Source organism: Methanobrevibacter sp., from assembly GCF_045130115.1.
Lineage (GTDB): Archaea > Methanobacteriota > Methanobacteria > Methanobacteriales > Methanobacteriaceae > Methanocatella.
In genome coordinates, this window is sequence record NZ_JBGUPC010000059.1 from 42,859 (window position 1) to 68,595 (window position 25,737).

At 36.7% G+C, this 25,737-nt stretch carries 28 protein-coding genes; 9 read left to right on the forward strand and 19 right to left on the reverse strand.

What is annotated here, in order from left to right; all coding sequences use genetic code 11:
* Positions 1–49: 49 nt before the first annotated feature.
* The 12 genes from ACJMML_RS10215 to ACJMML_RS10270 all read right to left on the reverse strand — a co-directional run bounded on the left by ACJMML_RS10215 (position 50) and on the right by ACJMML_RS10270 (position 9,981).
* Positions 50–190, reverse strand: coding sequence for a hypothetical protein (locus ACJMML_RS10215; protein WP_405307209.1), 141 nt, complete (start codon positions 188–190; stop codon positions 50–52).
* Between the two features lie 24 nt (positions 191–214).
* Positions 215–355 (reverse strand): hypothetical protein, encoded by a 141-nt coding sequence (locus ACJMML_RS10220; protein ID WP_405307210.1) that lies wholly within the window; start codon positions 353–355, stop codon positions 215–217.
* A 154-nt stretch (positions 356–509) separates the two neighbouring features.
* Positions 510–1,547: a sulfate/molybdate ABC transporter ATP-binding protein gene (locus ACJMML_RS10225; protein WP_405307211.1), complete on the reverse strand. Its 1,038-nt coding sequence runs from the start codon at positions 1,545–1,547 to the stop codon at positions 510–512.
* 200 nt (positions 1,548–1,747) lie between these two features.
* On the reverse strand, positions 1,748–2,785 hold the full coding sequence (locus ACJMML_RS10230) for a sulfate/molybdate ABC transporter ATP-binding protein (protein WP_405307212.1): 1,038 nt from the start codon (positions 2,783–2,785) through the stop codon (positions 1,748–1,750).
* Between the two features lie 32 nt (positions 2,786–2,817).
* Positions 2,818–3,492 carry a molybdate ABC transporter permease subunit gene (gene modB, locus ACJMML_RS10235; protein WP_405307272.1) on the reverse strand — a complete coding sequence of 225 codons (675 nt, stop codon included), beginning with the start codon at positions 3,490–3,492 and terminating at the stop codon, positions 2,818–2,820.
* Between the two features lie 112 nt (positions 3,493–3,604).
* Positions 3,605–3,811: a molybdopterin-binding protein gene (locus ACJMML_RS10240; protein WP_303739025.1), complete on the reverse strand. Its 207-nt coding sequence runs from the start codon at positions 3,809–3,811 to the stop codon at positions 3,605–3,607.
* 17 nt (positions 3,812–3,828) lie between these two features.
* Positions 3,829–4,656 carry a molybdate ABC transporter substrate-binding protein gene (modA, locus tag ACJMML_RS10245; protein ID WP_405307213.1) on the reverse strand — a complete coding sequence of 276 codons (828 nt, stop codon included), beginning with the start codon at positions 4,654–4,656 and terminating at the stop codon, positions 3,829–3,831.
* Between the two features lie 271 nt (positions 4,657–4,927).
* Entirely contained in the window at positions 4,928–5,647 is a 720-nt protein-coding gene (locus ACJMML_RS10250) for a carboxymuconolactone decarboxylase family protein (protein ID WP_405307214.1), read from the reverse strand.
* Between the two features lie 486 nt (positions 5,648–6,133).
* Positions 6,134–7,303: an MFS transporter gene (locus tag ACJMML_RS10255; RefSeq protein WP_405307216.1), complete on the reverse strand. Its 1,170-nt coding sequence runs from the start codon at positions 7,301–7,303 to the stop codon at positions 6,134–6,136.
* Between the two features lie 50 nt (positions 7,304–7,353).
* Positions 7,354–7,467, reverse strand: coding sequence for a symporter small accessory protein (locus tag ACJMML_RS10260; protein ID WP_330024877.1), 114 nt, complete (start codon positions 7,465–7,467; stop codon positions 7,354–7,356).
* Positions 7,467–9,077 carry a sodium:solute symporter gene (locus tag ACJMML_RS10265; protein ID WP_405307217.1) on the reverse strand — a complete coding sequence of 537 codons (1,611 nt, stop codon included), beginning with the start codon at positions 9,075–9,077 and terminating at the stop codon, positions 7,467–7,469. Before ACJMML_RS10265 ends, ACJMML_RS10260 begins: the two co-directional genes overlap by 1 nt.
* A gap of 106 nt (positions 9,078–9,183) precedes the next feature.
* A complete protein-coding gene (locus tag ACJMML_RS10270) occupies positions 9,184–9,981 on the reverse strand; it encodes a tetratricopeptide repeat protein (RefSeq protein ID WP_405307218.1) in 798 nt (265 codons plus the stop codon).
* 227 nt (positions 9,982–10,208) lie between these two features.
* Between ACJMML_RS10270 and ACJMML_RS10275 the strand changes: the two genes are divergently transcribed.
* Positions 10,209–11,513: a phenylacetate--CoA ligase family protein gene (locus tag ACJMML_RS10275; protein ID WP_405307219.1), complete on the forward strand. Its 1,305-nt coding sequence runs from the start codon at positions 10,209–10,211 to the stop codon at positions 11,511–11,513.
* A 4-nt stretch (positions 11,514–11,517) separates the two neighbouring features.
* A complete protein-coding gene (locus ACJMML_RS10280) occupies positions 11,518–11,949 on the forward strand; it encodes an amino acid-binding protein (protein WP_405307220.1) in 432 nt (143 codons plus the stop codon).
* 60 nt (positions 11,950–12,009) lie between these two features.
* Here ACJMML_RS10280 and ACJMML_RS10285 read toward each other — a convergent pair whose 3' ends face one another.
* From ACJMML_RS10285 to ACJMML_RS10300, 4 genes are all read right to left on the reverse strand, one after another.
* Positions 12,010–12,288 (reverse strand): hypothetical protein, encoded by a 279-nt coding sequence (locus ACJMML_RS10285; RefSeq protein WP_405307221.1) that lies wholly within the window; start codon positions 12,286–12,288, stop codon positions 12,010–12,012.
* A gap of 53 nt (positions 12,289–12,341) precedes the next feature.
* Positions 12,342–12,926, reverse strand: a complete 585-nt coding sequence (locus tag ACJMML_RS10290) for an indolepyruvate oxidoreductase subunit beta (protein WP_405307222.1) — start codon at positions 12,924–12,926, stop codon at positions 12,342–12,344.
* 4 nt (positions 12,927–12,930) lie between these two features.
* Positions 12,931–14,823, reverse strand: a complete 1,893-nt coding sequence (gene iorA, locus ACJMML_RS10295) for an indolepyruvate ferredoxin oxidoreductase subunit alpha (RefSeq protein WP_405307224.1) — start codon at positions 14,821–14,823, stop codon at positions 12,931–12,933.
* Positions 14,824–14,952: 129 nt separating this feature from the next.
* Positions 14,953–15,639 carry a type II CAAX prenyl endopeptidase Rce1 family protein gene (locus ACJMML_RS10300; protein WP_405307226.1) on the reverse strand — a complete coding sequence of 229 codons (687 nt, stop codon included), beginning with the start codon at positions 15,637–15,639 and terminating at the stop codon, positions 14,953–14,955.
* Between the two features lie 177 nt (positions 15,640–15,816).
* Between ACJMML_RS10300 and tfrB the strand changes: the two genes are divergently transcribed.
* Genes tfrB through glyS form a run of 5 tightly spaced genes read left to right on the forward strand, consistent with a single transcriptional unit; the run spans position 15,817 to position 21,359 of the window.
* Positions 15,817–17,292, forward strand: coding sequence for a fumarate reductase (CoM/CoB) subunit TfrB (gene tfrB, locus ACJMML_RS10305; RefSeq protein WP_405307228.1), 1,476 nt, complete (start codon positions 15,817–15,819; stop codon positions 17,290–17,292).
* A gap of 12 nt (positions 17,293–17,304) precedes the next feature.
* A complete protein-coding gene (locus ACJMML_RS10310; protein WP_405307230.1) occupies positions 17,305–18,213 on the forward strand; it encodes a TrmJ/YjtD family RNA methyltransferase in 909 nt (302 codons plus the stop codon).
* Positions 18,210–19,037, forward strand: a complete 828-nt coding sequence (locus ACJMML_RS10315; protein ID WP_405307231.1) for a DUF362 domain-containing protein — start codon at positions 18,210–18,212, stop codon at positions 19,035–19,037. The genes ACJMML_RS10310 and ACJMML_RS10315 overlap by 4 nt, the downstream gene beginning before the upstream one ends.
* A 27-nt stretch (positions 19,038–19,064) precedes the next feature.
* On the forward strand, positions 19,065–19,652 hold the full coding sequence (dcd, locus tag ACJMML_RS10320) for a dCTP deaminase (RefSeq protein ID WP_405307232.1): 588 nt from the start codon (positions 19,065–19,067) through the stop codon (positions 19,650–19,652).
* Positions 19,653–19,664: 12 nt separating this feature from the next.
* Complete coding sequence (gene glyS, locus ACJMML_RS10325) at positions 19,665–21,359, forward strand: glycine--tRNA ligase (protein ID WP_405307233.1); 1,695 nt, start codon at positions 19,665–19,667, stop codon at positions 21,357–21,359.
* A gap of 8 nt (positions 21,360–21,367) precedes the next feature.
* Here the strand turns inward: glyS and ACJMML_RS10330 are convergent, their stop codons facing one another.
* The gene (locus ACJMML_RS10330; RefSeq protein WP_405307234.1) at positions 21,368–22,144 is read right to left on the reverse strand and encodes a helix-turn-helix transcriptional regulator; all 777 of its coding nucleotides are present in this window, start codon (positions 22,142–22,144) and stop codon (positions 21,368–21,370) included.
* A 186-nt stretch (positions 22,145–22,330) separates the two neighbouring features.
* On the opposite strand from ACJMML_RS10330, the gene ACJMML_RS10335 reads away from it, so the two are divergent.
* Positions 22,331–23,086: a TatD family hydrolase gene (locus ACJMML_RS10335; protein WP_405307235.1), complete on the forward strand. Its 756-nt coding sequence runs from the start codon at positions 22,331–22,333 to the stop codon at positions 23,084–23,086.
* Positions 23,086–23,988, forward strand: a complete 903-nt coding sequence (locus ACJMML_RS10340) for a TDT family transporter (protein ID WP_405307236.1) — start codon at positions 23,086–23,088, stop codon at positions 23,986–23,988. Before ACJMML_RS10335 ends, ACJMML_RS10340 begins: the two co-directional genes overlap by 1 nt.
* A gap of 19 nt (positions 23,989–24,007) precedes the next feature.
* Here the strand turns inward: ACJMML_RS10340 and sepF are convergent, their stop codons facing one another.
* Together sepF and ACJMML_RS10350 are read right to left on the reverse strand one after the other, a co-directional pair.
* Positions 24,008–24,535 carry a cell division protein SepF gene (sepF, locus tag ACJMML_RS10345; RefSeq protein WP_405307237.1) on the reverse strand — a complete coding sequence of 176 codons (528 nt, stop codon included), beginning with the start codon at positions 24,533–24,535 and terminating at the stop codon, positions 24,008–24,010.
* A gap of 5 nt (positions 24,536–24,540) precedes the next feature.
* Positions 24,541–25,593, reverse strand: coding sequence for a DUF1611 domain-containing protein (locus ACJMML_RS10350; RefSeq protein WP_405307238.1), 1,053 nt, complete (start codon positions 25,591–25,593; stop codon positions 24,541–24,543).
* Between the last annotated feature and the right edge of the window lie 144 nt (positions 25,594–25,737).

Consider the following 25,737-nt stretch of genomic DNA (forward strand, 5'->3'; position numbering starts at 1 on the left):
GAATCCATTGCAATAATTAGATTTAAAGAAAAAATCTATAAAATTATATTTAAAAAGGGACAAATCTTTGAGACCTGATTTCTTTAGCTAATTCTTTATATTCGCCACTTGGTGATTTATACATCTTTTTAACAATTTTAATTGCATCCTCACCTTCAATTACAGATGATAGACTAATAGGTTTAGCCATTTTAATACTCCTCAATTTAATGCTCTAGAATAAGACCCTTCGTTGTGAATAAACTTCTTTCCAAAACTCTTTATCCTTTTCAGTAGGAGGTTCTTCCATCCATTCAAGAAATTCAATTGCATCCTTGCCTTCTAATTCAGGTGTTGGTCTAATCGGTTTAGCCATTTTAACACATCCTTTCAAAATAGTTTACTTGAATAATATCGGTCAAAATACTATTGATTTTAATCATTTAAATTATTTTCCTTTGATTAGAAAGCAATTTTACAAAATAAGAACAATATTACGAAGTGAAAGCAATTTTTTAAAGTCAAATCATTTATTCCTCAAGCAGGATTATGTTTTCAGGATCAACCTTCAAATACTCTGGAATGATAAAATCATGCTCATGAATCTTCTTGTCGACTTTCCACCACAAACCGTTTGCCAGGGTTATTTCCCATTCAAAAGGCTTTTCCAGCTTGCTTGAATCATTTGTGCCAAATACGTTCACGTCATCTTTGCCTGCAGCTGAAAAATCATGCGCCCTTATTCCGATATGGGTGATTTCAGGTGAAATTTTCTCAGAAACCTCGAATTCAACGCCCCAATCAAGGGATTTGACATGATAGTCATCTATAATCTCGATTCTGGAGATGTTCTTGCATCCTGTAAGCCTTGCAACCTGAACCTTTCCCGGATTTTCAAACACCTCATGGGTAGGGCCCTGTGCAATGACCTTGCCCTTGTCCAGTATTATAATGTCATCACAGAACTGGAATACCTCATCACGGTCGTGGGTCACCAGAATGGAAAATCCGTCAAAATCCTCAAGCAGCCTGACAAGTTCCAAACGCAGCTGTTCCTTCAGGAATGCATCCATTGCACTGAACGGCTCATCGAGCAATATCACATCAGGACCGTATGCCAAAATACGTGCCAGAGCCACCCTTTGCTGCTGGCCTCCGGACAGCTGTCGAGGGTATCTTTTTTCAAGCCCCTCCAGATGGAATCGCCTTATCATTTCTGAGACCCTTTTCTTATCATCATCCTTTGATAGGCCTGCCGCAACGTTTTCCTCAACGGTCATGTTAGGAAACAGTGCATAGTTTTGAAAAAGGTAACCCACTTTCCTTTTTTGAGGCTTCAAATTAATCTTTTTTGTAGAATCAAAATAGATGTACTCCTCATCTGTGGTCAAGCTCACAATACCATTATCCGGATCCACAATGCCTGCAACGGATTTCAATGTCATGCTCTTTCCGCAGCCGGAAGGGCCAAGAATACCCAAACACCCTTTTTTCAACTCAAAATCAACTTCCAAATTAAATTCCTTAAGTTTCTTTTGGATATTGACCTTTAATGATTTGTCGCTCATAAACTGCCCCTAACATCTGAAAAAATAATTTGAAAAAAATCAAAAAATCTAATTAAAATTTTAAATTTCATTATTTAAATAGATTTACTTGATTTAACATCAATTATACGAAGTGAATTTAATATAATAACGAAAAAAAGAGTTATAACATCTAAATATTTAAATTTAGACATTTAAAAAGGAGTATTGAAGAATATTGCCTAGTCTTCCAACAGGATAATATTCTTAGGTTCTATCTTTAAGTACTCCGGAATCACAAAATCATGCTCATCAATCAGTTTATCGGCTTTCCACCACAAACCATTTGCCAATGTGATTTCCCATTCAAAAGGCTTTTCCAATACGGTTGAATTTAAAGTGTCAAATGTATTAACATCATCCTTTTCAGCAGGCACAAAATCATGCGCCCTTATTCCAATATGAGTAATGTCTGACGAAACTTTTTCGGATGTTTCAAATGTAACTCCCCAATCAATTGATTTAATGTGATAATCATCCACAATTTCAACTCTGGAGATATTTTTACATCCGGTAAGCCTTGCAACTTGAACTCTCCTTGGATTTTCAAATACATCATAGGTATTTCCTTTTGCTATAATTTTTCCCTTATCCAACACGATAAGTTCATCACAAAACTGGAATGCCTCATCACGGTCATGAGTGACCATAATGGAAAATCCGTCAAAATCTTTCAGTGAATTCAGAAGTTCAATACGCAATTGCTCCTTTAAAAAAGTATCCATAGCACTGAACGGCTCATCCAACAATATGACGTCAGGACCATAGGCGGATATTCTGGCCAGGGCCACCCTCTGCTGCTGGCCCCCGGACAATTGTCGAGGATATCTTTTTTCCAACCCGTCCAGCTGAAAACGCCTGATCATTTCAGGAACTGTTTTGCCATCATCATCCTTGGACAGGCCAACGGCGATATTTTCTTCAACAGTCATATTGGGAAATAAAGCGTAATTCTGAAACAGGTATCCAACATTTCTTTTTTGAGGCTTCAGGTTGATTTTTTTATCGGAATCAAAATAGACGGTTTCCTCACCGCTGGTTAAGCTCACAACACCCTTATCCGGTGTTACGATACCTGCAATTGACTTCAGTGTCATGCTTTTACCACATCCAGATGGTCCAAGAATGCCTAAACGCCTATTCTTCAATTCAAAACTAACGTCCAGGTCAAATTCGCTGAGTTCCATTTGGATATCTACTTTTAACAATTTATTGTGCATAATCTATCATCTCAAAATATAAAAATAAGCAATTATCTCCACTGTTTTTCCTTTCTTATGGAAATATAATCCATAATGAAGATTGCAATGAATGCAATGAAAACAATGACGAGAACATAATTAAAGGCCTCCCCCATATTACCTGCAGCTACTTCAGAATAAACTGCCAATGGAAGAGTTCTGGTTTGACCGGCAATATTACCTGCAAGCATTGCTGTAGCACCGAATTCACCTAAACCACGGGCATAAGCAAGGATTCCCCCGCTAATTATTCCCGGCAATGAATTTGCAAATAAAACTTTCCAGAAAATTTTCCATTCGGACATACCCAAAGTACGGCCGGCATCCAATAGGTTATAATCCACCTGTTCAAATGCACCTCGAACGGAACGATACATCAATGGAAAAGACATGACTATCGCAGCAATAACGGTTGCAGGCCATGAAAAGGCTATCTTAAAAGCAAAAAAATCAATGAAAAACTTACCTATAGGACCCCTGACACCAAAAATAAATAATAAAAAGAACCCTACTACAGTAGGCGGCAATACAAGCGGGAGTGTGAAAACTCCATCCAGAAACATCTTAATTGGTTCATTTTTCATCTTAACGATAGCCCAAGCGGCAAACAAGCCTAAAAAAAAGGTTATGAAAATCGATAAGCTTGCAGTTTTCATTGAGATGAGAACAGTAGACCAATCCATCATGTCAGCAAATCCTTTATAATTCTTGTTAATCTTATGTCTTTTCAAGACATATATAATTTTTCATGTCGGTTTTTAAAAAAAAAGTGAAAGTGGGAGTTTTGCCCACTCGTTTTTATTTTCCTACAATTACTTCAGTTGATTTGATAATGGCGCATACATCGTCGCCTTCGGTTAAACCTAATTTTTCAGCAGATTCCTTTGTAATGACTGCAGTGATGACATTAGGTTCTGTAATTTCAATTTTAATATTTGCCATTACAGCACCAAGCTCAACATCAGTAACTTTGCCCTTTAACTGGTTTCTTGCACTGATTTCCATTTAGAATCTCCCCTTAACTATTCGTGGAGAGTGAAACCGTATTCAACGAATACGTCTTTAGCTTCTTGGGTTTGCAAGAAGTCCATGAATGCTTTTGTAGCGTTTGAATCAGTTGAATTTTTAAGTGAAGCTACAGGATAAATAACTGGAGTTTTTAAAGCGTCATCAGGAGCTTCGCAAACTACTTTAACATCATCAGTTGATTTAGCGTCAGTAGCGTATACAATACCACAGTCAGCAGATCCTTGAGCTACTTGGTTTAATACTTCAGTTACATCTTTACCTAAAGATAATTTAGATTCAACATCATTCCAAATGCCAGTGTTGTTCAATGCTTCTTTAGCGTATTGACCAGCAGGTACTGATTCAGGATCACCAATAGCAATGGTACCGTTTACATTTTTCAAATCATCAAATGAAGAGATATTAGCGTTTGAGTCTTTTGGTACAATTAAAACAACTTTGTTTTCTAAGAATTGAAGATTGGTATTATTGTCAACTAAATCTTCATCAATTAAAGCGTTCATCTGTTTATTAGAAGCGGACATGAATACGTCTGCTTTTAAACCGTTTTCAATTTGAGTTTGTAAATCCCCACTTGAAGCGTAGGTAGGTGTAACTTTTACACCAGGATATTTTTGTTCAAACATTGGAATTAACTTTTCATCAAAAGCGTTTTTTAAACTAGCTGCAGCAGCTAAGTTAACCTCTTGTCCATTTAAACTATCATCAGTAGAATTGCTTCCGCCTAAAAAATCAAACAAACCTGCAGAACAGGAACCAATTGAAACAACTGCAATGACAATAGCTATAATAGCAATAATTGCGATTTTATTAGATTTCATAACTATTCTCCCATATAAATAATACAAACCAGACAATTAAATGCAATAATTCAGATGAATTATTAAAAGCAAGATGAATAACCTTTTTATTCGATGTAAGTTATTCTTCACCTTAACTTATTCAAAAATCATTAATTGCACTTCATTTATCATGATTGGCAATAATATTTTTAATAACAAGTGATATATAAATATTTACATATCGATGTAAATAGGTTCATATCGCATCATGAAAAAATATGTAACGCTAAAAAAAAATGAAAGAGAATATTTACCGACAAATCTCATTAACGATAGCCAATGCATTCAATGACCTTGGAAAGCCAATATATGGCAAAATAACCGTAATGGCTGAAACCAATTTCTCCTTATCGTTGCCTACACTCAAATTGCCCTGAACATGGCCTCTTAACTGGTTTTCACACCCCCCTAATGTTGCAATGAACACAAAAGTGATGAGTTCCCTTTCGCTGTCGTTCAATCCGTCACGGGTGTAGAAGTCCCCGAAGCAGTATCCTTCAAGGAAAGCGTTGAAGTGCTTTTGGCCTTCCGGAGCATTGTCATTCATGGCCTGAATCATTTCAGCTCCAAAGTACCTGTCCTGGATTTCACGGCCTTTTTTGCGTCTGTTTTCAGAGGTTGTGTTTGACCTTGGAGCTGAAGGCATCTCAATTCCCTTTTTGTCAAATACCTTGATTACGACTCCAAAGAAGTTATGGGCACGGCCAAAGCCGACATAGGGAACGGACTGATAGAGCAGTTCCTTCACCTCTTCGGGAGTGATGTATTCATTTACCGCTGAAAGCAATATCTTTTTGAATGCCTTTGGTGACTGGCAGGCTATCAATGATGCCAATGTCGCCAAAACGGCTTCTTTTTGAGATAATGTTGAGTATTCATACACTTCATCAAATGCGAAGTTTTTAAATATTTCATGAAATTCAGGGTCATTTTTCTTGATTCTTGTGAAATTGTCAAATAAATCTTTCATGAAAAATAATTTGAAAAATAGATATAAAAAAGTTATCGGAAAAAGTACGTAATTCCGTACTGAATTCCCGATATTTTCTATGCTTAAACCCATTCACTAAAAATTCTATAATGAACTTATATTCAGACCTTTTTAAACTTTTATTTCACAATCAAATTCCTAAAAAAACATATTTTAAAAAAAAGAGATAAATAGATTGAAATTTAATCATTAAAAATTAGCCGGTTCATTAAAAAACAAGTTAAAGTTGAAATTCAATGTCTACAACATGTTTTCACATGTTGGAACAGATAGACATTGAAACACATCTATTAATAAAGACCTAAAAATTGTTTTAAACGTGAAATATTGCTTTAACTTCGTAAAATTTACTTCACCATATAAACTCACAAATGGTCACATAATCCTAATATGAAAAAAATTAGAACAATCCAAATCACTTACGTATGATTTGTATCCTAAGATACGTTCCATTTATATATTAAATTACGATTTCAAGGAGTACAAACAAATCGGCAATGCCAAAATGGTAATTATTGATGAAATGAAATAGACCGGAGCATATCCTGTACTTGCGGATACGAATGACCCCAAAAGTGCAGGTCCAAAGCCCATTGTCGCATCACAGAATATGAAAAATGTTGATATTGCATATGATCTGCGGTGTTCTGATACTTTTCTTGTTATGATTGCTGTACTGGCCGAATTAAGTGTTCCGAATCCCAGAGCTGCACATATTGCACAGATTATGACCGTAATGTTGGACGGGTAAAGTGCAATCAGCATCAGACCTATTGACTGTGCGATGATTCCAACCACACAAACTATCCTGTCTCCTCCGTTGTCCTGGATTCTGCCGGCCAGCGGCCTTGTGGCAACAAGACAGATTGAGTATATGATGAAAAACCATGAAAATACCTCAGTCAGGTTCACCTCAACTGCATACAGCCTGTAAAATGAAAGTATTGACACATAACCGAGACTTGTGAGAGCCGTGAAAAGTGAAACAGGCACGGCACCGAACTCTATTACCTTTTCAATTCCGGAATATGACTTATCACCGGAAGCTTTATCCTTTGTGTCATATTTATCAACATCAATGAGAATTATGAATATCAAAGCCAAAAATGAGAAGACTGAAGCTGCAGCAAAGCATCCCATAGAGCCGAATGAATCATACAAGAATCCTCCGATGAATGGTCCAAGACCAACAGCTATGGTTGTTCCAAGCATAAAATATCCAAAGGCTTCGGAAAATCTCCTTTTGGGCAATATTGCCGTTGCTATTGTCACTATCGCATTGGCTGATGCCCCGAAACCGATACCGTGTATGAATCTGACTATGATAAGGAGGGTAATGTTGTCCACTACAAAATACAGAAGACATGCAAAAAAATGGATTCCCATAAAAACAAGCGCTATTTTTCGCCAGCCGATTCTCTCAAGCGCATCACCTGAATATATCCTTGAGCACAGTCCTCCGAAAATGTATATTCCTGAAACCAGTCCCGCAATCGTTGCAGTGGAGCCCATAGTTGTTGCATATTCGGTCACCGTTGACATCAGTGCATACATCACAAGAGCCGTAAACAGCAACGCTCCAAAAATCAGAAAAAATGATTTGGTAAAAATTTTATCAGATTCATCAGCGTTCATCGTTAATGAATTTGTAATTAATTATATAAAAAAAGATAAGGTAGGAGAATTTAATCTCCCTTGTTCCAGTTTACAATACCATAGCCAACACATAGAAGTGTGGACAGGATAATTCCAAGGTATACTCCCCAAATCCATGGGTCTTCAATTCCTAAAATTCCCATTATGCATCACTCCCTTTTGAACCTATGTTTTCAAATGCCTTATCGACAACCTCCTGTGCCGGAGGTTTGGTAAGTAAACTTACTACAATTGTAAATATTGCAGAAACTGGCACCGCTATCAGCATTACATCAATGAAAGGCCATGGTGCTGCAGGAATCAATGTTTCCATACCTAATAAGAATTTACATATTCCAAGACCTACTGCAGTTTTTTTGAATACGAATGTTAACCAGAACAGACTGACGAATGTTCCGGAAACAATTCCAGCAATAGCTCCAGGTCTTGTGATTCCTCTCCAGTAAAGCGCTCCTAAAAATACAGGCAGGAATGCTGCTGCACAGATTTCAAAGAAGAGACTTGTACCGAGTGCAACTACACTTCCAGGAAGTGCATATGCCATTACCAAAGCCAGAATGATAGCTATCAGGATACCTACCCTTGAAATAGATACCTGGTCGAGTTTCTGTTTTGATTTTTCCCTTATTGTACCGTATATATCCACACCAAATGCGGTTCCCTGTGTGTGCAGTTGTGAAGATATTGTTGACATTGCAGCCGCAATCAGGGACAGAAGGAAGATGTACACGAACCATTCAGGAAGTGCCATTGTGATGAATGTCGGAATGACCTTGTCGATGTTTCCTCCAACCACATCAACAGCGATTTTTCCAAACTTGTCATAGAAGTATACATTTGAAAGTGATCCTACGATATATGCTGTTGTAGGCATGATTGCAATGAATATGCCCCCAATCAAAACGGATCTGTTTAATTCTTTGTCTGATTTGACTGTCATGAACCTTACAATCAGTGAAGGCTGTGCGAGAACCCCGATACCTACACCGATTAATGTGGATGATACAAGTGACCACCAGAACGGTGTTCCAAACTCTGGGAAGGCCGTCCAGCCCGTACCTCCCGTTGCAAGCGCATCGGCAGGATACAGATTAACCATATTTGTCAATGCTGTGTTTGCTGTGCTGACTCCTCCAAGCAGCCAGTAGATAAATACTAAAAGGAATACCATTGCGACTACCATGATGGTTCCCTGAAGTGCGTCAGTATACATTACACCACGGATTCCACCGAACAGCACATAGAATGTGATAATGATTGATAGAATCATCAATGCTATGCTGAAATTAATCATTAATGAAGATTCCAGAAATCTTGCAGCACCGATCAATACAACTGCTGCATATAAAGGCATTGCACAGAAGATTATCAATCCTGAGAAGTAATGGATGAATTTGGAGTCGAAACGTTTTCCCAAAAACTCAGGGAATGTCAAGGATTCCAAAGCATGCCCCATTCTACGTGTTCTCTTTCCTAAAAATACAAATGCGATAAATACACCAATGATAATGTTTAAGAATGCCAACCATAAAACACTCATACCATATTCACTAGCAACCCCTCCAAAACCAACAATAGCTGCTGTCGAAATAAAAGTAGCTCCATAACTCATTGCCATGATGAATGGATGTGTATCCTTACCAGCAATCATGAAGTCTTCAGAGGAATTAGTCTTTTTGTATGCGTAATAACCTACAAAAACCAGCGCGAATATGTAGATTATAAACACTATTGTTAAAATCATTACGTCCATAATTAATTACCTCTAAAAAATATTAAATAACTTAATATTCACTTTAATTTATTATGTTCCATGTTTATAAAGCTTACTAAAATACATTGATGTACTTTTTTGTACATTATTGTTGCTTTGTGATTAAATACTTGGCACCCTTGATTTCACCATGCCGGATCCCATCATAATGATACATGAAGAAAAGGTTCAAAACCTCATCAGCAGTCATGTCAATTGGTGCGGAGGTCCTGATTTCAATGCTTAAGTCTTCAACCATGGAATTATATATGGCCCCCTTCATCATCTCCTCCTGCACTTTATCAAGGATATCCATTCCCTCAACAATATCCAATGCATCCCTATATCTCCTGGAGAATAATTTTAACGTGAATGGAATCAATTTCTCAAAATCATCCTTATAAAGTTCCAAAAGCCTGTCTGCACACTCGTTCATCATATCATAATCCTTTAAAGCGCTTGCAGACATCGACTTTTGGCGAACCGCATCAACAAAATCCTCATCGATATCCAGCGCCATATCACAATATTTCAAAGCCTTTTCGTGATTGCCAATCATCTCAAACTCCTCGGCAAGAAAAACAAGACAATACTTATCATCCTTATTGACAATGCGTTCAAGCTCCTCAAGGGATTTTGCTGCTTCCTCCTCATCCCCATTGAAGTAATGGCATTCAACCTTTCTGGACCATAGAAAATCACTATAAGGAAATTTTTCAATATTTGAATCAATGATGCTTAAAGATTCATCATAACGTCTTAATGCCATCAAACAGGCTATTTTAATGAAGACTATAAGCTTTTGATACTCCCCTTCAACTTCGATGCCGTCCAATATTTCCAATGCATTTTCATAATTTTTCTCATCATACTCTTTTTTAGCCTTTTCGATTTGTGAATTCAAATTAATCACCATGTAAAACTTATAGAAAACTTGTATAAATACTTGGCAGACAAAATAAAGTAAAAATTGAAGCCAATTTATAATTTAACGAGTACAAATCAATTTTTAATTAACATCGTTAAAATTAATTAAGATTAAAATCGAAAAATTAAACAGTTGTCTAAAATTATATATTCAATAAGTTACATAATTAAACACATTAGAAAAATTAATCAAACAGGGATATCATGTTTTGGGATGAAAAAGCCGAATGTATGGAAAAAGAAAAAAAAGAAAAGATTCAATTAGAAAGACTGCAAAAGACCGTAAAGCTCGCATATGAAAATGTAGAGTTCTATAAGAAACGATTCGACGAAATCGGATTGAAACCGGAAGACATCAAAACATTGAAGGACATTGAAAAAATCCCATTTACAACCAAGAGTGATTTAAGGGAAGCTTATCCGTTAGGATTGCTTGCAGTTCCTCGTGAGGAAATTGTAGAGGTTCATGCATCTTCAGGAACAACCGGAAAACCAACAGTTACCGCATACACTCAAAATGACTTGGACATTTGGGGAGAATGCATTGCACGTGGACTTAAAATGGCTGGTGCAGAAAAGGAATACATTATTCAAAATGCATACGGATACGGATTATTCACAGGAGGATTTGGTATCCACCATGGTGGAAACAGAATGGGGGCAATTACAATTCCTATTTCCGCTGGAAACACCCAAAGGCAACTTGACACAATGGTTGATTTCCAAAGTGACATATTGACATGCACCCCCTCATATGCAATGTATCTTGGAGAATCAAGAGAAAAGGCAGGAATCGCATTAGAAGACATCAATCTAAAAGCAGGAATCCACGGGGCCGAAATGTGGACCGATGAAATGAGAAAAAGAATTGAAGGATCCCTTGGAATCAAAACCCACAACATCTACGGCCTAACAGAAGTTATGGGTCCTGGCGTTGCTCAGGAATGTGACTGCCAAAACGGAATGCATATCCAAGATGACCATTTCTACCCTGAAATCATCAATTCAGAAACTGGTGAAACCCTGGATTACGGTGAAAAAGGAGAATTGGTATTGACTTCCTTAACCAAAACTGGAATGCCTATCTTAAGATTCAGAACAAAAGATCTCACTTCACTTATTGCCGATAAATGTGAATGTGGAAGAACAACCGTAAGAATGACAAGAATCACCGGCAGAAGTGACGATATGCTTAAAATCAAAGGAGTCATGGTTTTCCCATCACAAATCGAAAAGGCATTGCTTAAAGTATCAGGAGCAAGCCCTAACTACATGATCCATGTAACAAGACCTGATATTTTAGATGAAGTGGAAGTTAAAGTTGAAGCTACAAAAGAATTGTTCTCAGATGAAATGAAAGAAATGGAAAGAGTCGAAAAACAGATACAGGCATCCATCAGATCAGAAACTGGAATTAGAGTAGATGTAAGTATTGTCGAACCTGAATCACTTCCAAGAAGTGAAGGTAAAGCTGTTCGTGTAATTGATGAAAGGAATTTAGATAGGTGATAAAATGGTAGTTAAACAAGTATCAATTTTTGTCGAAAACAAAGAAGGAAGAATTAAAAAAGCTATTGACACATTAGCAAAAGAAAACATTAACATTCGTGCATTATCAATAGCAGATACAACAAAATACGGAATTTTAAGATTAATCGTTTCTGATAATGAAAAGGCAATAGCTGCTCTTGAAAAAGACGGATTTATCGTGAAAGAAAATGAAGTCATCATTTTGGCAGTGCCTGATGAACCTAATGGATTAAACTCAACTCTGGCTGTTTTTGACGAAAAAGGAATTAATCTGGAATACCTTTACGCTTTTGTAAGTAGCAAAACCGACGAGGCAATTGTCGTTATGAGATTAGAAAATATGGAAAAAGCAGTTGATGCCTTAAATGAAAGCAACGTTAAAATACTGGATGCTGAAGACATCAAAGATTTATAGAAAAGATTAACTTCTTTTCTACTCTTATTTTTTTAAAAAAAAATAGTTAAGAAAGAATATCTAAAATTCTTTTAATAAGTTAGATATATCTTCTTTTGAATAACCCAAACGTACGAAAAGACCTTTTAATGGCTCTTTTTCTGGAATGGTTCCTAATTCTCTCCAGTTTTGGAAATCATTTTTCATGATTCCATTGATTAAAAGCTGGATTGTGATTAAATCATCACTTTTAATTGCAATGAATGCATCTTCATCTTTAAAAACGTTTTCTGGATCGATTAATGTTATTCTACCGTTTCTATCTTTTTTTACAATAGCATTGTCAATTTTGTAAGCCATAATACCACAACTGTTTATATAGTTAATAATTTAGTATAAATACTATTTAAAATTTAACCTTTGATGGATTGATACCCACTTTCAATTGCTTTTAAATTCATTTCATGGAATTTAGGTTTCAAGTTATTTTTCATTGCATCAATGACTGATTCTTTTGTAAGTGGAAACTTATCATCCGCAGTGACTGCTCCTAAAAGAACCATATTCAATGACAAAACACTTCCCGCTTCAATAGCCAATCTTGTTCCATCAATCGGAAGCACATGCTTAAAGTTTTCATTTAGAGTTTTTGTTATCGCATCAACGCTTGGATAAGCCTTGTCTGTTGAAGAAGGAATAATCGGATGGGTATTATAAACTATTTTAGTTTCTGAGTTTACCTTGTCAAGTCCCCTTATTGTTTCAATAGGTTCAAAGGAAAGCAGCATGTCAGCAGCCTGATTAGGTATGATTGATGAATTGTATCCTCCAATCTTCAGCTCTGTTGAAACAGAACCTCCCCTTTGAGACATTCCGTGAATTTCACTCATGACAACGTCCAAACCTTGGTTCATTGCAGCTTCACCAATGATTGTTGAGGTCTTGATGATTCCCTGACCTCCTACACCGCAAATATAAATACAATAATGATTATCCATAATATCACCTACCTGCCTCTAGAGCACCATACTTACAGACCTGTATACATACATTACATCCGTCACATTGTGCCTTATCTATTGTAATCTTACCATCAACTTTGGATATGGCCGGACAGGCCAATTCGCTTACACATTTGTCGCAGTAATTGCAGTTTCCTTCAACAAAGTTGACCGGTGGTTTTTTGGTCAATCCTTTGATTAATGTACATGGAGCTTTTGATATGATTACAGCAGTATCGTTTCTTTCAAATGCCTCTTTATAAGTTTTAACAACCTGTTCGAGATTAAATGGGTTTATTACGCGCACATAATCGCATCCGCAAGCCAATGCAAGCTTGCGTATTGATACTTCAGGAGCCTCATCACCCATTCCGTCAACAGGAATTCCCGGGTTAGGTTGACCGCCTGTCATTGCAGTAATCCTGTTGTCAAGAACTGTCAGAACAAAATTGTGCTTGTTGTGCACTGCATTGATTAGAGGTGAAACACCACTGTGGAAAAATGTGGAGTCTCCAATGAAGCTTGCCACCTTCTGGTCGGTTGAAACTGAAAATCCGCAACCGTCCCCTACGCTTGAACCCATTGACAACAGGTAATCGGCAGCATTGTATGGAGGGTTGATTCCCAATGTATAACATCCAATGTCTGATGCGAAAATAACATCTTCAGGTTTTAGGCCAAGCTCTTCAATTGCAAGGTTTATTCCATAATACATTGCCCTGTGAGGACATCCTGCACATAATACAGGAGCTCTTGAAGGGATATTTTCCTGCAGTTCCTCCAGACTTGAAGAATAAGTGACTGTTCCTTTTTCATCGAAGTTTAAAACCTTGTCCAATCCTTCTGCAACGATGTCTGAGTTGAACTCATGATAAAGAGGGAAAGTTCCATCCAACTTACCATGGACAATGACATCAAGGTTTTTGGCTCCGATTGCGGCAAGCACATCCCTTTCAATAATCGGGTCAACCTCTTCAACTATGAATACTTCATCCAAATCCTCCAGGAATTCCACAACCCTATCCTGTGGGAAAGGATATGAAAATCCTAATTTCAATATGTTGACATCCAAATCATTGAATTTTACAATATCGTGAGCATAGTTATATGCACTGCTTGAAGCAATCAATCCATAAACTTTTTCATCGGAAAAATTGATTTCATGGTTGAATTCGCTTTTATTAGAGATTCCTTCAATTTTTTTGATTTTATCCCATAATCTGACATGCATGTCTCCTGCAAATGCGGGAACCGGAACATATTTTGACGGATCCTTGTTGAAGTGACCTCTCTTCCAGTGGTTATCATTGTTTGATGAGTTATCATTAACATCTCCAAACTCGACTACTCCCCTCATATGTGAAACACGGGTAGTGGTTCTGACTATTACAGGCAAACCGAACTGTTCTGATAAGTCAAATGCATATTTGACCATGTCCTTTACTTCCTGACAGTTTGACGGTTCCAAAACAGGCACATTAGCAATTCTTGCATAGTTACGTGTATCCTGTTCGTTTTGAGATGAAAAGAGTGAAGGGTCATCTGCAGACAGAATTACCATTCCACCGGTTACCCCAGAGTATGCTGTAGTCATGAATGAGTCTGCCGCAACATTCATACCCACATGCTTCATGAAAGTGAAAGACCTCAATCCTGAAGCCGCTGCGGTGGCCGCAACCTCCATGGCAACTTTTTCATTGGTGGAAAACTCAAAATAAATATTGGCATCCTTAGCCAATACTGACAATACATTTCCAATTTCTGATGAAGGAGTTCCAGGATAGGTAGCTGCAATGGAAACGCCTGCCTCTATTACACCTCTAACGGCAGCCTCATTTCCAAGCAAAAACTGTTTTTCGCCGGATTCTCCTGTAACTAATTCTTTTAAATTCATTATGATTTCCTCAAAATTATCGTTAATACATAATTAATTTAATACTTCAAAGTATAAGTATATTTTCAAAAATCAAATTAAAAAATAAAGTTGAATCCTCAATTTTAGAGGATTTCAATTGAAATTATATTATAATCCCATTATTGCCACAGAAAATCCCAAAATATCTGTAGCCATATGGGTAATGTAGGAAACTAAAATATTTTTGGTCTTTATATATCCAATAAACTCAAATATTGAACCAAAGCCCTGTATGAAAATTGCATAAACAAACATGTTCCAGTTATATGCATGCAAAGATGCAAAGAACAGCATTACCAAAGCCATTGATAAAATAACTGATAACTTACGATTATTCGAAAATTTAAATGCCACCCGTAAAAAGAACATGAACGGAATGAATTTAAGAAACTCTTCAACCATTAATGAGAAGAACAATGGGGGAATATCCATCCAGGTAGGATTACTTCCAACAAGATCTCCTCCAACTATACCAAAATTCCCTAAAACAAAATCCATTGCAAGGGCATAAACAATATATCCTACAAAAAGAGCTATCGCAAGAGCAACATCTCTAGCGGAAAGTTTTTTAAATATTACCGTATAATCCCATTTCAAAAAGTATAATACAGGAACAATAATCACTGCACATGATAAAATAAGGACTATAAGACTGGAACTAATGGATAAAATTAATCCCATAATCATTGCAAAGAACAAAACAATCCAACCCCATTTAGGAACATGGGGATTGTTGTTGTAGAATGGAAAGTCCAAATCCTCGTTTTCAATTTTAAACCTATCAATGTTTGACATAAATAATATTTGATTTAAATTATTAAAAACTCTTTTGCAAAAATTTCAGAAAAAATCAAAAGAGATTTAATATTTTCAAAAAATAGACCCTTCAAAAATAGTAAGTATAATATATTCGATAAGACACAAATATTATATTATAATATTTTATAAGCTTACAAGCTTTAGAGGGATAAAATGATTAAGGTTTATGTTTCAAGATTCAATAGAGAAACTGACACAGAACCACATTTGGAGTGCTATGAAATAGAACAGACACCCCACATGAAAGTTCTGGATGCCCTGCAAGCAATTAATGACAAATATGATGCAGACATCAGTTTTCAAAGTTCCTGCAGAGCAGGGCAATGCGGATCTTGCGGAATACTGTTTAAAGGAAACGGAGCTTTGGCCTGTCAAAAAGAAATTAAGGACGGCGCAATTATAGAACCTCTTAATTTCCCAGTTATTAAAGATCTGATTGTGGACAAGTCAAGTATTGAAGCTAAAGTTAAAGATTTAGAATTATCTATTCAATGTGACCATAAATGCGAAGAATTGAATAACAGCATTACCAAACAAGATTCAGCAGAAACCAAAAAGGTCAGAAGTTGCATTGAATGCTATTCCTGCTATTCAACCTGTCCGGTCGTCAATATTGCAACAGAAGAGTTTGGTGGACCTTATCTCATGAGATACATCAGAAAATTTGATGCAGACCCTAGAGATAACTTTGACAGATTAAAAGAAGCATTGGATGATGGGCTGTACAATTGTACCAGCTGCGGCAAATGTCTGGCAGTATGCCCTAAAAACATCAACACATTTGGTGATGCAATCGAAAAGATGAGGGCAATTGCAGTTGCAAACGGTTCAGGACCACTTCCGGAGCATGTTGCATTCAAGGAAAACATCATGAAAAGCGGAAGGTCAGTTACAACAGACAAAACCCCATTTATCGAAGAGGCCGAAAACAAGACCGGCTCAAAAATCGCATTCTTTACAGGTTGTATGGTTGACTACAAATTCCCTGAAACCGGCCATAAGCTGGTTAAGATTCTTAAGGAAAATGGAATCGACATTGATGTGCCTGAAGGACAGGTATGCTGCGGTTCACCCCTTTTAAGAACCGGCCAAACCGATATAGTGCAGGACCTTGTTGACAAAAACAAAGAGGTCTTCAAGGATTATGATACTGTCATTACAATTTGTTCAGGCTGTGGAGCGACATTGAAGAACAACCACCCTGAATTCGGTTCAAAATTGAATGTGATGGACATCAGCGAATTCTTGGTTGATAAGCTCGACACCTCCAAATTGAAGGAACTGGACATGAAAGTCACATACCATGACCCATGCCACCTTGGAAGAGGCCAGGGCATTAAAGACCAGCCAAGGGAAATCATTGAAATGATTCCTGGCGTTGAACTTGAAGAGATGAAATATCCTTGCCAATGCTGCGGTGCAGGCGGAGGAATCAAATCCGGAAAACCTGAAATTGCAATGGAACTGTCAAGATCAAAAGCTGAAATGATTAAGGACACCGGCGCTGAGGCTGTGGTTACAATCTGCCCATTCTGTAAGAGGAACCTGCAGGACGGTCTGGATGACATAGGATGTGACGATGTCAAAACAATGCATTTACTTGAATTATTAGATAAAGCTTACGAATAATTAAACTTGGAGTTGATTAAAATAGGAGATGCTGCTGTAAGTGAAGAGAAAGTGGTTGAGACTACAACAATGTCTTCACCTGAAAGTAAAGAAGAAAGCAAAACCGAAAAAGAGTCAACTTCAACAAAAAAATCAAAATCAAGAAGCCAATCCAGAGGAAGTGCACGTGCAAAGCTCATAAGAGAAAAGGAAGATGAAGAAATCAGCCTTTTTAAGGAAAATATCTATATTGTTTTTGTAGAGTGTGAAACTCCTGGAAACATCGGTTTTCTTGCAAGAACCATGGCAAACTTTGGATTAAAGAATTTAGTATTGATTAATCCTCCAAAATTGACAAATGAAGCATACTATCAGGCTACACATGGAAAATACATTGTTGAAAATGCAAAGATTTATCCTAGTCTGGATGACTTTTATCAGTCCCGAAGAATTGATTTTAAAGTCGCTTCAACTGGAATGGCCGGAGGAAGTTATAATCTATCAAGAATTCCTATAAGACCCGAAGAGCTTGGAAAATCCCTGAATGTTTCAAATAAGATAGCAATATTATTTGGAAGGGAAGGGGACGGACTTTCAAATAAGGAAATTGGGGATTGCGACATTTGCGTATCAATTCCAACCGACCCGACTTATCCTATCATGAACATATCCCATGCAGCAGCAATCATATTTTATGAGCTGTTTAAAAACAAGCATGATTACGGAGTCGAAGGCCTTAACGAAAGCGGCGAACTGGAGAAAAAATACCTGGTAAAGGACATGGAAGAGCTGATTGACTGCTTGGACATTCCAGACCATAAGAAGAGGAATGGGCTTAAAACATTCAACAACATTGTTTCAAGAGCATTTATTACCGGACGAGAAATACATACCCTTAAAGGTATATTGAGACGATTAAAAAACAAGATTGGTGAACAATGAGACGACCTAGATTTGCAGATATTAGCATATTTACACTAAAATACATATTCAATTGGAGATTTTGGATAGCAGAGATTACCAAAAAATCAAAGATTTACAAAAAAGTCGTTGATAAAATGCTGTTTGAAGACGATGAAATACTTGTTATACCAAATACCATCAATATCAATCAGAAAATAGAGTCCGAAGGTTCTGAATTTCTCCCTACTGACGTGATAAAAGAGGTAATTAAGCGCAGCGACGATATTGTCATCATGAATTCATGCCTGTGCAGGACATCAAACAACTGTGAGGACTATCCTCAAGACATAGGCTGCATTTTCCTCGGACCAACAACCCGAAAGATTCCAAGAAATATCGGCCGCACTGCTACAGTCGAAGAGGCATTGGCTCAGGTTGACGAAGCCGACGCTGCTGGTTTAAGTCATATTATCGGCAGAAATAAGATCGATACCGTATGGATGAATGTTCGCCCTGGAAAAGGATTGCTGACCATTTGTCATTGTTGTCCTTGCTGCTGTTTGTGGAAAGTGTATCCTAATTTAGATTCAGACATCAGCGATAAATTGGAAAAACTCGATGGCGTTGAGGTAACACTCCATGAAGACAAATGCAGATTATGTAAGAAATGTTTAGATGAAGTTTGCATGTTCCAGGCCATAAGCCTAAAAGACAATAAGATAACCATTGATAAAGAAAATTGCAAAGGCTGCGGCCTTTGTACACATGCATGCAAATTCGATGCCATTACAATCGACTACACGGATGAAACCATTGACAATGTAGTCAATAGAATGGACAATTTGCTTGAAATAAGAGAATAATATTTATTGAATTACTTGTGTGAAAATATGGCAATTTTAAGTGATAAGACTATAAAGGAATATTTAAAAGAAGGTAAAATTGGATTTGAACCCCTTCAAGATGAAAAACAGATACAGCCATCTTCTGTTGATATGAGATTGGGGGATGAATTTAAAGTATTTAAAGTGATTAGACAACCATATATCGATCCTGAAGATGAAGAGGACATTGCATCCTATATGGAATCAATGATTGTGCCTGAAGGTGAAGCATTCATAATACATCCGAATGAATTTGCCCTTGCCACTACATTAGAGTACGTTAAAGTGCCTGATGACCTTGTTGCAAGAGTGGAAGGGCGTTCAAGTATGGGAAGATTAGGCGTTACAATGCACGTTACCGCAGGATTTATTGACCCAGGATTTGAGGGAAGAATCACTTTGGAAATATCCAACATCGGTGCAATGCCAGTGGCATTATATCCCGGTCAAAGGGTATGCCAAATTGTTTTTGAAACAATGACCACCCCTTCAGAATTGCCTTATGGACACCCTGACAGAAATAGTAAATATATGGGCCAGACACGCCCTGAAAGCAGTAGAATTAAACAAGATTATGAATTGAAAAAAGAATAGGAGTTAATATTTATGAATCATGATAAAATGTCTAATGTCAGTGCAAAAAGAGGATTTTTATGGCCATCTTTTGAGATATACTCAGGAGTATCAGGATTTACTGACTACGGCCCTCTTGGAGCAAGCCTAAAAAACAACATCATGCAAAAATGGAGAAAGCAATACGTTTCAGGTGAAGGATTTTACGAAATCGAAGGTCCTACCGTAATGCCTAAAGAAGTTTTAAAAGCATCAGGACACGTCGATAACTTTACCGACCCAATGTGTAAATGTGAAAGTTGTGGAGAAGTATTCAGAGCAGACCACATCATTGAAGAGGTAATAGGCGAAGATGTGGAAAGCCTTGAAAACGAAGAGCTTGATCAAATCGTAATTGACAATGACATCGTCTGTCCTGAGTGCGGAGGCAAACTGTCAAACATCTGGAATTACAATTTAATGTTTAAAACTGAAATTGGTGCCAAAGGGGACAAAGTAGGTTACATGAGACCTGAAACAGCACAAGGAATATTCATCTTATTCAAACGTCTGGAAAGATTCTTCAGAGGAAAATTGCCATTCGGCGCAGTGCAGCTTGGAAAAGCATACAGAAATGAAATTTCACCAAGGCAAGGAGTAATCAGACTCAGAGAATTCACACAAGCGGAAGCAGAAATCTTTTTAAACCCTAAAGATAAGACACATCCTAAATTCTCACAGATTGAAGACGTAGTTTTACGCCTGAATTCACAGGAAGTTCAGGAAAAAGACCTTGAGCCTTTGGAAATAACTGCAAAAGAAGCATTGGACAAAGGCATTGTAGCCAATGAAATGCTGATTTACCAATTATATCTAGCCCGCAAATTCCTTACTGAAATCGGAATTCCTGAAGATGTCTTAAGATTCAGACAACACCTGAAAGGAGAAATGGCTCACTATGCACTTGACTGCTGGGACGTTGAAGTCCTAACCGACAAATACGGTTGGGTTGAAATCATCGGAATTGCAGACAGAGGCGATTACGACCTGTCATCACACTCACAATACAGTAACGACGATTTAAACGTGTTCGTCGAATATGATGAACCTAAAAAAGTCCAAAAAACAGTTGTTAAACCTAACCTATCCAAATTTGGACCAATATTTAAAGGAGATTCTCCAAAAGTCAAACAGGCAATAGAAGAAGCCGATGTTGATGAAATCAAGGAAGCCCTTGAAAAAGACGGCAAGTTTAGCGTGGAGCTGGATAAAGTCTATGAGGTTACAGAAGACCTGCTTATCTTCGAGGATGTCGAAGAGGAAATAACCGGAGAGAAAATAGTTCCACACGTCATCGAACCTTCATTCGGTATTGACCGTATAACCTATTCAGTTTTATTGCATTCATTTGCTGAAACAGAAGAAAAGGACTACTTCAAGTTTGACAAGTCAGTGGCTCCGGTTCAACTGGGAATATTCCCTCTTGTCAACAAGGAAGGCCCTCGTGAAATAGCTCAGGAATTAACAGAAACCCTAAGAATGGCAGGTTTCACTGTTGAATATGACGCTACCGGAACAATTGGTAAAAGATACGCAAGAGCTGATGAAATTGGAGTTCCTCTTGCTGTTACAGTAGATTTTGATACCCTGGAAGACAATCAGGTTACTGTAAGGGACAGGGACACCGAAGCTCAGGAAAGAATACCAATTGCCGATTTAAAAGATTACCTGGAAAAATATTATAAATGAGTTTAAACTCATTTATTTTTCTTTTTAAAGTTTTTAAATAGATTATTTGCCCATCTTATTGCATCACTATTTTTTGAAGTCAAAAGCCTATTTTGGTCAAAATGCCCATTTTCCTTAAATAAACCTAAAATCATCATCTTATCAGTGACAATCAACAAAAAGTTGTTTTTACCTTTGAATGAAGATAGATATTTTGATTCTGATCTTTCTTCATAAATTTCAAAGATTTCATGAGAAACTATGATTTCGACATATTTGTCCTTATTTACAAGGCAATTTAACTGTTTGTTTAAATCAAGGTGATAAAAAGGCAGTATGCAGCGCACTTTATTTGCATCAATCAAAGCATCTTCTATAAAATTATAAATTTTATATGCATCAATGCCACCAGATTCCAATAAATCGGAATTGCAAATCATGTTCAATTCAACAACAGATTTGTTTGGAATCACACGCACCACATGACCCTCAAACATGTTAAAAAATCTGTTTAATAAATTTACAACATCTTTAAGTTCCAAAACATGCACCATTATCATCTTTAAAGAGTTAGATAAATAATATTTGTTAGATTCACGGTATACAAATTCCTCTAGTTCCAATCCATGGATAGTGCTTGAAATAGAGCTGTAGCTTAGTTTGGTTAAATCTGTCAAACCCTTCATGTTTTGAGGTTTTTCAAAAAGAGCGGCCAATATTCTTAATCTAATAATGGAGTTTGCTGCGAATTTAACATCTTCAGACACAAGATTATAGTATTTCAGATAGTTTTTATTTTCACTCAAGATAATCACCTATTAAGTATTACTTACAACACTATTTTTTATTACTCTGAAATATAAAATCTCTTTAAGTGAACAGAAATGAAAAATCACACTTACAAAAACTTTAAAAATGAAAAGAATTTTAGATATTTTTTTAAATTATGAAAAATAAAATAAAACTAAATAAATATACACATAGGGATGAAAATGATAGATACACACATGCATGCTGATGCAAGAAGTGGAGAAGATTTTAGAGAAATGTATTTGGCCGGAATCGACTGTGGAATAACATGCAGTTATTACCCATATAAGATACCACAAGACATTGTACTATTAAACCATTTAAACAGAATTCTTGAATTGGATACAAAAAGGGCTTCAGAATACGGACTTGATTTGAAAGTTGCATTGGGAATCCATCCCACCAATTCCAATGTCAATCCTGAAACAATCTTTGAAAGTTTATACGAATGGATTGAAGCAAAACAAATTATAGCCATTGGAGAGATAGGCCTTGAGGATTTGACGGATAGCGAAATTGACATCTTTAAAAGACAGTTGGATATCGCAGATGAAACCAAATCAAAGGTAATTGTCCATACACCAAGAAAAAACAAATCTGAAGTGCTGAAAGTAATTTTAGACATTATCCCACAACACCTTGATGAAAGCCAAGCCGTAATTGACCACATAAACCCGCAGGTCATTGGCGATGTTATCGACAGCAGCTGCATGTTGGGTCTGACTGTGCAGCCTCAAAAGATGGATAAATTTGATGCAATTTCCATTTTAGAAGAATACGGTTTTGACAGATTCCTGTTGAACAGCGACATAAGCAACAAACCGTCAGATCCTCTTTCAGTTCCGAAAACCGTTCGCGAACTTGAAAGACAGGGCTATAAAAAAAGTGAAATCGAAAAAGTTTCAAGCAAAAATGCAAAAGAATTCTTTAAGATATAATGAACATCATTAAAAAACTCCCCATTCCAATTTCAGGACTGATTCTTGCAACGCTATCCCTAGGCAATCTGCTTCAGGACATCCATCCCTATTTAAGATATGCATTCGGAACAATAGGTGCCATTATTTTAATCTTAATGATATTGAAAATCGTCCTGTACCCCCAAAGCATCAGGGAGGACTTCAAAAATCCTGTCATTGTCAGCAGTTCAGGTACCTTTTCGATGAGTTTAATGATTTTATCTACATATATCATACCATTTATGCCAAGTATTGCATATGCCATTTGGATTATTGGAATTGCCCTCCATATTCTACTAGTTATTTACTTTACATATCATTTCGTCATATGTAAATTTGATATTTCGACAGTCTACCCAAGCTACTGGATAGTCTATGTTGGAATAACCATGGGTGCAATCACTGCACACTATCACGGAATTCATGAAATAGACTTCCTGTTCTTCATTATCGGTTTTATTGGCATGCTGGCTACCCTCCCCCTTGTGATGTACAAAGAATTCATCTATAAGCAAATTCCCGACCCTAACAAACCATTGACATGCATATTCACTGCATTGTTCAGCATATTGATTTTCGGATACCTTAATTCCGCCCAGCACATTTCAAATGAATTTGTTTTAGCCCTGTATGCAATAGCCTGCCTATTCTACATATTCTCATTCTATAAGCTCATTAGCTATAGAAACTTAGAGTTCTATCCAAGCTTTTCAGCATTCACGTTTCCATTCGTGATAAGTGCGCTTGCAACAAAAGGAATAATTGGAAAAATAAGTTCAAATATACTGCTAAATGACATTCTGATTTTTGAAACAGTGACAGCAACGGTTTTGGTGGTTTATGTGCTAATCAAATATGTAGTGTTTTTAAAAAATAGTTGAGAAGTAGAGATTCCTCTACTTATCCTTTATTAAGCACTTTAACTTTCTTAGGAGATATAATGATTAAATTCTTATCTTCGCTGCGTGCAAGCAATAGCACTTGAGCGCCGTATTTTAATCTCATTTGATTAATCTTATCTCTAGCCAATTTAAAGTTAGGAGAACTTTCCCTTTCTAAAAATGACAGATCAACAATGACCGGATTTTTCTCTTCAAGAACCTGATCAACAATATAGTTAATGTCATCGATTGATTTAGGCCTGATTAAAACGATTTCATAATAGGACTGTTCCGGAACAATCACAAAATCATCATAATCATCATAGACAGGAGTAGGTCTTGGATGAGGAGCAGTAGGGTCCTGTGGCACTTTAGGGGTTGGCCTATATTGTTGTTGAGGACGTCCTTGCGGAGCATTATGATTTTCTTTAGGTTTAATTGCATCACGGACAGAATCAAAAATGTTTGAAACCTCATCTTTCCATTTGCTACTTGAATCTGTTTCTTCAAATCCTAAACTTCTTTTTAAATCATCTGTAAAACTCATTTAAATTACTCCTCTAAATATTCAAATATAGCATCTAATAATTTAGAAGCCCCATTATTGTAAACATCTTCCGCAGGCAAATTGTATGTATCCTCAAAGTATTCAGGACACATATCCAGACTGGCGTTCTTAAGATTGATTGATAGTCCAACAACTTTTGTTGGCTCTACCGCTTCAATAGCTTTAATTTCCTCTTCAATTCCTTTTGGTTCCCTGTACGGGTGATTTGGCCTATGTCCAACAATAACCGCATCCGGAGCAGCTCCAATTAAAATTGCTGCTGACAAACCTCTTGGATGAGGATTTCCATTTTCAGTCAAACTGGATTGGCCTTCAATAAAAATAATATCTGGTTGTTTAGTTTCTTCAACATACTTTATGGAAGACAATACTGCTGATGGCACATCCATGGCAGATAAACTTCCTGCTCTAAAGTTAAAATCAGTAGGTTCTTCTAATCCCATTTCATCAGTGGAAATAATTGCAGGGTTCAATCCTCTTTCTTTACTTGCTATACCAAGCATTTTGGTAGTTGTCCTTTTTCCACATTCCTGTGATGTTCCTCCAACAAAAATAACCGGCGCTTTAGGAGTGTAAGATATCTTAGGTAAAACTTCACATGATTTTTTAGGGGCAATGCCGGCAATTTTTTCGACAACATCAAGTCTAGGACCTATTTCTTTGATAACAAGGTTCTTTGAATCAGCAAATCTCTTTAATGATAAATTCTCAGCAATGGACAATGATCTAAATGAAGTAATCACATTTAATCCTGCATCAATTGCCTGAACGGCATATTTCAATGCTGCACCTTCAGCACCAATTGGAAGCATTATAACAAGTGATTTTGCATCAGGAGCTCCTTTTAAACATTCTTCCAAACTACCTGATACGATTTTCCCACAAAACTGTTTTCCTTGCTTTTTAACATTGTCATCAATATATCCCACGGTTTCAATACCTTCGAGATTGGAGAATTTTTCTCCTCCACCTCCACAACCAACGACAATGAATGGATTTAAATCTTGAATATCCTTTACTGATTTTACTGAATACAAAAACTTCACCCCTACCTATAATTTATAACTTATAACTAATAATTCAATTTATTATCATAATTTTTGATAAATTTTTTAAAAAAATGTTATTACTATTAATTATAATTTTTTTCATTAATAAAGTATAATGTTTTTTAAGTGAAA

What these genes read in the sequence shown, in the direction of transcription:
- ACJMML_RS10230 (WP_405307212.1), bottom strand. Translation starts at nt 2,785, where the DNA reads ATGCACAATAAATTGTTAAAAGTAGATATCCAAATGGAACTCAGCGAA.
- dcd (WP_405307232.1), top strand. Translation starts at nt 19,065, where the DNA reads ATGGCAATTTTAAGTGATAAGACTATAAAGGAATATTTAAAAGAAGGT.
- modB (WP_405307272.1), bottom strand. Translation starts at nt 3,492, where the DNA reads ATGATGGATTGGTCTACTGTTCTCATCTCAATGAAAACTGCAAGCTTA.
- ACJMML_RS10275 (WP_405307219.1), top strand. Translation starts at nt 10,209, where the DNA reads ATGTTTTGGGATGAAAAAGCCGAATGTATGGAAAAAGAAAAAAAAGAA.
- sepF (WP_405307237.1), bottom strand. Translation starts at nt 24,535, where the DNA reads ATGAGTTTTACAGATGATTTAAAAAGAAGTTTAGGATTTGAAGAAACA.
- ACJMML_RS10335 (WP_405307235.1), top strand. Translation starts at nt 22,331, where the DNA reads ATGATAGATACACACATGCATGCTGATGCAAGAAGTGGAGAAGATTTT.
- ACJMML_RS10225 (WP_405307211.1), bottom strand. Translation starts at nt 1,547, where the DNA reads ATGAGCGACAAATCATTAAAGGTCAATATCCAAAAGAAACTTAAGGAA.
- tfrB (WP_405307228.1), top strand. Translation starts at nt 15,817, where the DNA reads ATGATTAAGGTTTATGTTTCAAGATTCAATAGAGAAACTGACACAGAA.
- ACJMML_RS10240 (WP_303739025.1), bottom strand. Translation starts at nt 3,811, where the DNA reads ATGGAAATCAGTGCAAGAAACCAGTTAAAGGGCAAAGTTACTGATGTT.
- ACJMML_RS10250 (WP_405307214.1), bottom strand. Translation starts at nt 5,647, where the DNA reads ATGAAAGATTTATTTGACAATTTCACAAGAATCAAGAAAAATGACCCT.
- ACJMML_RS10285 (WP_405307221.1), bottom strand. Translation starts at nt 12,288, where the DNA reads ATGGCTTACAAAATTGACAATGCTATTGTAAAAAAAGATAGAAACGGT.
- iorA (WP_405307224.1), bottom strand. Translation starts at nt 14,823, where the DNA reads ATGAATTTAAAAGAATTAGTTACAGGAGAATCCGGCGAAAAACAGTTT.
- ACJMML_RS10315 (WP_405307231.1), top strand. Translation starts at nt 18,210, where the DNA reads ATGAGACGACCTAGATTTGCAGATATTAGCATATTTACACTAAAATAC.
- ACJMML_RS10260 (WP_330024877.1), bottom strand. Translation starts at nt 7,467, where the DNA reads ATGGGAATTTTAGGAATTGAAGACCCATGGATTTGGGGAGTATACCTT.
- glyS (WP_405307233.1), top strand. Translation starts at nt 19,665, where the DNA reads ATGAATCATGATAAAATGTCTAATGTCAGTGCAAAAAGAGGATTTTTA.
- modA (WP_405307213.1), bottom strand. Translation starts at nt 4,656, where the DNA reads ATGAAATCTAATAAAATCGCAATTATTGCTATTATAGCTATTGTCATT.
- ACJMML_RS10265 (WP_405307217.1), bottom strand. Translation starts at nt 9,077, where the DNA reads ATGGACGTAATGATTTTAACAATAGTGTTTATAATCTACATATTCGCG.
- ACJMML_RS10280 (WP_405307220.1), top strand. Translation starts at nt 11,518, where the DNA reads ATGGTAGTTAAACAAGTATCAATTTTTGTCGAAAACAAAGAAGGAAGA.
- ACJMML_RS10290 (WP_405307222.1), bottom strand. Translation starts at nt 12,926, where the DNA reads ATGGATAATCATTATTGTATTTATATTTGCGGTGTAGGAGGTCAGGGA.
- ACJMML_RS10215 (WP_405307209.1), bottom strand. Translation starts at nt 190, where the DNA reads ATGGCTAAACCTATTAGTCTATCATCTGTAATTGAAGGTGAGGATGCA.
- ACJMML_RS10300 (WP_405307226.1), bottom strand. Translation starts at nt 15,639, where the DNA reads ATGTCAAACATTGATAGGTTTAAAATTGAAAACGAGGATTTGGACTTT.
- ACJMML_RS10220 (WP_405307210.1), bottom strand. Translation starts at nt 355, where the DNA reads ATGGCTAAACCGATTAGACCAACACCTGAATTAGAAGGCAAGGATGCA.
- ACJMML_RS10255 (WP_405307216.1), bottom strand. Translation starts at nt 7,303, where the DNA reads ATGAACGCTGATGAATCTGATAAAATTTTTACCAAATCATTTTTTCTG.
- ACJMML_RS10340 (WP_405307236.1), top strand. Translation starts at nt 23,086, where the DNA reads ATGAACATCATTAAAAAACTCCCCATTCCAATTTCAGGACTGATTCTT.